Genomic DNA, 8,308 nt, shown 5'->3' with positions numbered 1-8,308 from the left:
TACAAATGCAGCACATTTATCACAAGCCGCCCTACCTCTGTCACCAACTTTTATAATTTTCATAATCCTTCTCCTCAGTTGTGGACACTAATAAAAACTGCATCAGGGTCAAGAATGTACCACTTTATATACCAGGTCTTACCGCTGTTTACAGTCTTGATCAAATGCATCGGAACATTGCTGTCAAAATGGTGAGGGCTGCAACTGTAGTCCCCTCCTTTAGCGCGAAGAATAATACTTATCACTTCATCAATTGTAACTGCACCGGTAGCTAAAAGATTTTTTACATCAATATTTCCACGCGTCTCATGACTCACATTACCATTTTGCAAGCAATGAATAACCTGTTGTTTCGCTTTCTTAAAAGCCATTAGCACTACCTATGATTGTACGACAAATTTCGTACACTGTCAAGCTTAGCTTATCAAAATTAAAAGCCCGGCAGATTCACATCGACCGGGCTTTTAATTCATCTCATATTTTTCAATCTTAGTCTTTTTCCTTCAACACCGCCTGTGCCGCCGCCAGTCGGGCAATGGGCACCCTGTAGGGAGAGCAACTCACATAATCAAGGCCTGAATTGTGGCAAAACTCGACAGATGATGGCTCACCGCCATGTTCACCGCAAATTCCGAGCTTGATATCGGCTCTTACACTTTTACCCTTTTCTATACCCATCTGTACGAGCTGACCGACACCTGTCTGATCAAGGGCGACGAAAGGATCATTTGAATAAATCCCCTTTTCAACGTAATAGGGAAGGAAGTGACCTGAGTCATCACGGCTTAGCCCCAGTGTCGTCTGGGTAAGGTCATTTGTTCCAAAGGAGAAAAATTGCGCTTCTTTTGCTATCTCATCGGCAGTAAGCGCCGCACGGGGAAGCTCTATCATAGTACCGATAAGATAGTCCAGTTTACAGCCATTATCATTGATCACTTCATTAGCTATCTGAACGACTTTCTTCCTGATATAGGCAAGTTCCTTTACATGACCTACCAGAGGTATCATTATTTCAGGAACAATGCTGAAACCCTCTTCCTTTACCAGTTCACAGGCAGCCTCAATAATAGCTTTTACCTGCATTTCATATATTTCAGGGAAGGTAACACCAAGCCTGCATCCCCTGTGACCGAGCATGGGGTTCATCTCTTTAAGGCTTTCCGTCTTATGCTTAAGGTCATCGACGGAAACGCCCATATCAACGGCAATCTCCTGGAGGTCCCGTTTTGTCTGCGGCAGGAACTCATGAAGAGGCGGATCAAGCAGCCTGATTGTTACGGGAAGGCCCTTCATTTCCCTGAAAATGCCTTTAAAATCCGCTTTTTGCATAGGCTCGATTCTATCGAGGAATTTCTTTCTGTCTTCAACCGTATCGGAGAGGATCATCTCCCTTACAGCCATAATCCTGTCGGCTTCGAAGAACATATGTTCCGTGCGGCAAAGCCCGATACCCTCTGCGCCAAAGTCCCTTGCCTGTTTGGCATCAGCCGGTGTGTCGGCGTTCGTTCTCACCCTGAGACGCCTGACCTTATCGACCCAGCCCATAAGTATTTCAAAATCTCCGGAAAGTTCGGGATCTATGGTCGGTACTTCATCAAGCATTACCTCTCCTGTACTACCATCAAGCGTAATGATGTCACCTTTTTTGACAACCGTACGCCCTACAATAAACTGCTCCATCTTATAGTCAATCCTGATTTCTCCGGCTCCTGCAACACAGCAGCGCCCCATCCCTCTTGCAACAACAGCAGCATGAGAGGTCATACCACCGGTTGCTGTCAGTATTCCCTGGGCCGCATGCATGCCATGGATATCTTCAGGTGACGTCTCCTGCCTGACGAGAATAACCTTAAGGCCCAGCTTGGCGGCAGCCTCAGCGTCATCGGCTGAGAAGACAACCTCTCCATAGGCGGCGCCCGGAGAAGCAGGAAGAGCGCTGGTAAGAACATTCTTACTGGCATCAGGATCAAGCATGGGGTGAAGCAGCTGGTCCAGCTGTGACGGTTCTACTCTCATAATTGCTTCTTCCTGGCTGATCATTCCTTCATTCACCATATCGACGGCAATCTTTACCGCTGCCGCTGCCGTTCTCTTGCCGTTTCTCGTCTGCAACATCCAGAGTTTGCCTTTTTGAACGGTAAACTCGATGTCCTGCATATCCCTGTAATGTTTCTCCAGTTTCTCATAAACATTAACAAGTTCTTTGTAGGGCCGGGGCATGACTTTTTCCATGGTGGGAAGATCGCTATGCTTGCTGCCCGCTTCATTAATGGGCTGAGGCGTTCTAATTCCGGCCACAACGTCCTCTCCCTGTGCATTAACGAGGAATTCTCCGAAAAAGAATCTTTCGCCCGTTGATGGGTCTCTCGTAAAGGCAACACCTGTCGCACAATCGTCACCCATGTTGCCATAGACCATAGAACAGATATTGACAGCCGTACCCCAGTGATCGGCAATATTATTAAGTTTTCTGTAGGTAACGGCCCTTGGAACATCCCATGAATCAAAAACAGCGCTGATTCCTCCCCAGAGTTGCTCCTCGGGTTCTTCAGGAAAGGCCTTGCCCGTCTCTTCCTTAACCTTTTCCTTAAAACGTACAACCAGGTCCTTAAGATCATCGGCTGTGAGATCTGTATCTTTCTCTACACCTTTTTCCTGTTTTTTCTCTTCCAGGATTTCTTCGAGAATTTCGCCACTCATCCCCATGACAACATTGCTGTACATCTGGATGAAACGACGATAGGAATCGTAACCGAAGCGTTCATTTTTGGACTGCTTTATAAGCCCCTGGACCGTAACGTCATTAAGACCCAGATTAAGAACCGTATCCATCATACCCGGCATGGATACCCTTGCTCCTGATCTGACGGAAACGAGAAGAGGATTATCTTTATCACCGAAAACGGCCCCCATAACAGCTTCCGTCTTTTTCAGATTTTCTTCAATTTCTGCTTTTAACCCATGGGGATATTTTTTTCCCTTTTCATAGTAATGGGTACAAACTTCCGTACTGATCGTAAATCCGGCCGGAACAGGAATACCGATATTGGTCATTTCAGCAAGATTCGCCCCCTTACCCCCCAATAGATTTTTCATTGTAGCCGTGCCTTCCGCCTTACCGTCCCCGAAGAAGTAGACATACTTTTGTGCCATTAACATCCTCCTCTTTCTCGAATCAAATTACGTACTTACTTGTTTTCAGTAACAATTTTAGAAAAATCTGCAAACCTCATGAAGAGCCCGGAAACCTCTTTCAAGAGGGATAACCTGTTATTTTTAACGTTCACATCATCTACCATTACAAGTATAGCATCAAAAAAAGAATCAACAACCGGCCTGATTTGGGAAGCTTTTAATAAAGCTTCCTTATATTTGCCTTTATCAGCAAGATCCATCACATCACCGGCAATGGAATGACAGGCGCTGTGAAGTTTTTCTTCAGCATCACCTTCAAATAGAGTCGGATCGACGCCAATGGATTCAAAATCTTTTGTAATATTGACAACTCTTTTAAAGGCAACAGCCAATGGTTCAAAGTCGGGCAATTCCTTCAAATGGGCAAGGGCCTTGACAATTTCTACCGTATCGAGAATATCATCAAAGCCTCTTGATAGTACAGCATCGACAACATCATGTGAATAACCACCCCCTGTGAGCAGCCCCGCCAGCCTTAACCTGAAGAATTCGAGAATCTCTCCCTTAATTTCATCAGAGGCTTTCAGGAGCTTATCTTGCAATATTTCCAGCGCCCTGCTAATCAGTTTAGCCAGAGAAAGCCTGTACTCTCTTTTCCTGATAATATTGATGATTCCAATGGTCTGTCTTCTTAAAGCATAAGGGTCGGATGCGCCTGTAGGAATAAGGCCGACACCGAAACAACCGCAGATTGTATCCAGTTTATCAGCAATGGAAATAATGGCGCCCGTATCGGTAGCGGGCAGAATATCGTCGGCGCTGCGGGGAAGATAATGTTCGAAAATAGCCTCTGCAACTTCATTATCTTCACCGGCTTTTAAGGCATAATCACGTCCCATGATACCCTGTAGCGAAGGAAATTCACAAACAACACCGGAAACAAGATCCCCTTTTGAAAGCCAGGCAGCTCTTTCGACCTTATTCTTTACCTTCGGTACAAGCTCATCTGCCAGGAAGGAGGCAAGGGACTGAAAGCGCTCAACCTTCTCATAAGACGTTCCAAGCTTAGCCTGGAAAACGACACTTCCAAGTTTTTCCACCATATCGTCAAGGGGTGTTTTCAGGTCTTCATAATAATAAAAAGCAGCATCAGAAAGGCGGGCCCTGAGAACTCGCTCGTTTCCTTCACGAACGACATTCATATCTCTCGCTTTCGTATTACTCACAGTTATGAAGTTGGGACGGAGATTACCCTCAGTATCTTCAACAGAAAAATAACGCTGATGCCCTCTCATGGCATCGATAACAATTTCTCTGGGAAGTTTTAAATATTCAAGTTCAAAGTTCCCGCACAGGACAACGGGGTATTCAACAAGATTGGTCACTTCATGGACAAGCCCCTCATCTTCGATGAGACGACCACCGGCATCTGTAGCAGCGTTAAGAATCCCTTTCCTGATAATAGACTTTCTTTTTTCAGGATCGACAATAACAAAGGCCTTTTCACACTTATCCAGATAATCGCCACAGGAAGTGACAACAAACTCTTCAGGGGAAAGAAAACGGTGGCCCCGGCTCTTGTTTGAGCTTTCAATATCACCGAATGAACAGGGAACAACCTGCCCGTCGAAAAGCGCCACAATCCAGTGAAGGGGTCTTGCAAAGGCAACGTCAAGGTCTTTCCAGCGCATCGATTTTTTAAAGGGGATGGAAGCGATAAGGTCGGTCAACACGTCAGGAAGAAGTGTTGCTGCATCAACGCCTTTTTCCTCTTTAACGGCGTAAACATACTCACCTTTAGGCGTTTCCCTCACCTCAATATCTTCAATAGAAATTCCCTGCCCTTTGGCAAAACCGATTAAAGCTTTTGTAGGCTCACCTGATTCGTTGTAGGCAACTTTTTTTGAGGGTCCCTGGTTTTCAATGGTAATATCTTCCTGTCTGAGAGCCACATCTTTGACAGATAAAACAAGACGTCTCGGTGTGCCTGAAGTGGACAGTTCACCAAAGGAAAGACGGGCCTCAGAAAGGGCTTTTTTTAGGGCTGATTCCAAATGGGAGAGAGCAGGGTCAAGAAAACCTGCCGGAATCTCTTCACATCCTATTTCAAGAAAAAGCTCCTTACTCATCAAGGCATCTCCTTTAAAAGCGGATAGCCCATTTCTTCCCGTTTTCTCACATAACCTTCGGCACAAATTTTTGCAAGGTTTCTTACCCTGCCGATATAACCGGTTCTTTCGGTCACGCTGATTGCCCCGCGGGCATCGAGAAGATTAAAGGCATGGGAACATTTGAGGCAGTAATCGTAAGCGGGAAGAACAAGCCCTTTTCCGGCCAGGCTCCTGCACTCCTCTTCATACATGGAAAAGAGTTTAAGCAGCATATCCACATTGGCATCTTCAAAGTTATGCTTTGAAAATTCCACTTCCCCCTGGTGGTGAACTTCGCCATATTTGACTTCATCATTCCACTGAAGATCAAAAACAGAGTTTACCCCCTGAAGGTACATGGCAATTCGCTCTATGCCATAGGTGATCTCAACGGCAACAGGGCTGAGATCAATCCCACCGGCCTGCTGAAAGTAGGTAAACTGGGTTATCTCCATGCCGTCGAGCCAGACCTCCCAGCCAAGGCCCCAGGCGCCAAGTGTTGGTGATTCCCAGTCATCTTCCACAAAACGGATATCATGATCGAGGGGATCGATGCCGAAAGATTTAAGGCTCTCCAGGTAAAGTTCCTGAATATTCTGAGGTGACGGTTTAATGATTACCTGGAACTGGTAGTAGTGCTGAAGCCGGTTCGGATTTTCTCCGTAGCGGCCGTCTGTAGGTCTTCTCGAAGGCTCCACATAGGCCACCTTCCACGGCTCGGGGCCGAGGACGCGCAGAAAGGTGGCCGGGTTAAAAGTACCTGCCCCCACTTCAATGTCATAGGGCTGCTGGATGATACATCCCTTCTCAGACCAGTATCTTTGAAGGGAGAGGATGAGTTCCTGGAAGGTCACGCTGGAATTAAGCTCCGGAAGTTTCTATTGAAAAACCCGAAAACTAACATGAAATATGTTGAATTGTCAATGAAAAAGGCCTGTCGGGATTATGGCCGGGATAATTTTCATAATACTTCTTTCCATTATGAAAATAATGTATAAAAAATTAGAAAACCTCTAATTTCCGAAGCTCTCGGCAATATGGAGCGCCATAGGCTCGACCATGGGTCTAAAACAGTGGATGAAGGAACAGTACCTGTTGGTATGAGCAAGAGGACCCGTAAAATAGATTCCCTTTACTGATTTGCTTTCACAGGTAGAAGTCACTATGGGGTAACCACTTTTTGAAATTTTGAGAGGAATTGATTCAAAATCGGGAAGATAAGGCCGATAACCTGTCGCAAAAATGATCTTGTCAAACTCTTTTTCTCTGCCGTCACTAAAGAGAACGGTTCCCCCTTTTATCTCTTCTACCTCTACCTTTTCCATAAGATCAATGATCTTGAAGCTAATGAGTTCCTTTAACAGGCTCTCCGACAGGCCCCTGATATGGCTAAGGTCTTTTGTTCTGCTGTAAAACTTGAGCCTGCTTTTTGTTGCCAGCGTAAGCTTGCAAATGCCGGAAAGCTCAACGGTGAGTTCGGCGCCTGAATTACCGGCGCCGACAATAAGTACTCTTCTCCCCCGGTAACCCTCAAAGCTTCCATATTCTCTCGAATGAATTACCCTGTCATTTCCCCTGACGCCCGGTATGTTCGGAATATGAGGATTACTGATAACCCCTGTAGCAACAACGACAACAGGGGCTTCATATTTTTTACCCTCTTCTGTATGAACGGAAAACCCCCCTTCTATAGGGCTTATTTTGGAAACTGCGCTATTGCTCTTAATAGAAAGTTTATTTTCCCTGATAAAAATATCGAGATATTGGAGAAATTCTTCTTTTGTAGCAAAGGCGCCCTGAAGTTTAACAGCTGACCAAATGGGATTTCGAAAGGTAAGCGACGTTAGATCATGCTGCGCCACCGCAGGAGAGAGCATGACCATGCCGTCTTTCATCTCACGCCATGACTGGCCCGGCTGCTTCTTTTCCAGTATGAGGGAGGAAAGACCAAACTGCTTTAGATGATAAGCCGTCAGGAGGCCGGCCGGGCCGCCTCCGATTACAATAACTTTATTATTCATAAATCAAACCACATAGTTCAATATGATACCTGTCAGTATGACAAAGCCGGCAGTTACATTCGATTTGAATGCGCTAAAGGCGATCTCTCTGCTCATCCCTTTTCCCGTTACCCTGATCTGCCACACAAAGAAGAGGGCGGCAATAATTACAGACGTATAATATGGAAAAGCGAGTCCTGATGCAAGCCCAACGAATAAAAAAAGTAATATGGTGACGGCAAAAAAGAGGGCAACCACTTCCTTAACATACTTTCCAAAAAGGATGGCCGCCGACTTTACGCCAACCTTAAGGTCATCTTCAATATCCATCATGGCATAGACCGTATCATAGGCCACCGCCCAGGTGGCGGTAGAGAGAAAAATAAGTACGGCCGTCAGCTCGACAGTCTCTTTTACTGCCGCCCAGACAATGACCGAACCCCATCCAAAGGCAATACCGAGAAAAAGCTGGGGCAGCGAGATAAATCGCTTGGTAAAAGGATAAAGGATGACAAAAAAGAGACAGAACGTACAGAGTATGACTGCCAGAGGATTTAAATAAAAAGTGAGCAGGGCAGCCAGAAGCAGGGTAAAGCAAAATATGACAACAGCCTGTGATAAAGTGAGCTTACCTGAAGCAAGGGGACGTTCTTTTGTTCTTTCTACATGGGGATCGAAATTTCTGTCGGCAATGTCATTAATAGCACAACCGGCGCTTCGCATAAGAAATGCGCCGGAGACGATGATAAGGAGAAGAACCGGATCGGGCCGACCCCGGGACGCGATAAAAAGCGCCCAAAGTGCAGGAAGGAGAACGAGAAGCGTTCCGTATTGTTTTTCTATCCGCAGAAGCGCAGCCGCTGAATGGAAAAAATAAATAAAGGATGACTCTCTGTTGCCGACTTCTTTTTCTACTTTATCCATAAGGGAAAAACCGCTTAAGAGGTAATTTAGTTATAAAAGACAAAGCTGCACGGGTAAATTATAGGGGAAAGAGAAAAAGAGATTTTAGTTGACCAACTT

Annotated in this window: 6 protein-coding genes; all 6 read right to left on the bottom strand. The window is 45.6% G+C overall.

All coding sequences use genetic code 11. The features are described 5' to 3' along the window. Positions 1–74: 74 nt before the first annotated feature. The 6 genes from OEV42_07025 to ubiA all read right to left on the bottom strand — a co-directional run bounded on the left by OEV42_07025 (position 75) and on the right by ubiA (position 8,209). Positions 75–371, bottom strand: a complete 297-nt coding sequence (locus OEV42_07025; GenBank protein ID MDH3974014.1) for a hypothetical protein — start codon at positions 369–371, stop codon at positions 75–77. Between the two features lie 118 nt (positions 372–489). Then, positions 490–3,153, bottom strand: coding sequence for a pyruvate, phosphate dikinase (gene ppdK, locus OEV42_07020; protein ID MDH3974013.1), 2,664 nt, complete (start codon positions 3,151–3,153; stop codon positions 490–492). Between the two features lie 35 nt (positions 3,154–3,188). Continuing rightward, positions 3,189–5,264: a glycine--tRNA ligase subunit beta gene (gene glyS, locus OEV42_07015; protein ID MDH3974012.1), complete on the bottom strand. Its 2,076-nt coding sequence runs from the start codon at positions 5,262–5,264 to the stop codon at positions 3,189–3,191. Beyond that, entirely contained in the window at positions 5,264–6,139 is an 876-nt protein-coding gene (gene glyQ, locus OEV42_07010) for a glycine--tRNA ligase subunit alpha (GenBank protein ID MDH3974011.1), read from the bottom strand. The genes glyS and glyQ overlap by 1 nt, the downstream gene beginning before the upstream one ends. A 159-nt stretch (positions 6,140–6,298) precedes the next feature. Beyond that, positions 6,299–7,306, bottom strand: coding sequence for an NAD(P)-binding domain-containing protein (locus tag OEV42_07005; protein MDH3974010.1), 1,008 nt, complete (start codon positions 7,304–7,306; stop codon positions 6,299–6,301). Between the two features lie 3 nt (positions 7,307–7,309). Then, on the bottom strand, positions 7,310–8,209 hold the full coding sequence (ubiA, locus tag OEV42_07000; GenBank protein ID MDH3974009.1) for a 4-hydroxybenzoate octaprenyltransferase: 900 nt from the start codon (positions 8,207–8,209) through the stop codon (positions 7,310–7,312). Positions 8,210–8,308 lie beyond the last annotated feature (99 nt).

It is taken from the genome of Deltaproteobacteria bacterium (genome assembly GCA_029860075.1).
Classification (GTDB): Bacteria; Desulfobacterota; JADFVX01; order JADFVX01; family JADFVX01; genus JAOUBX01.
This window is presented reverse-complemented; position numbering and strand designations above follow the sequence as displayed.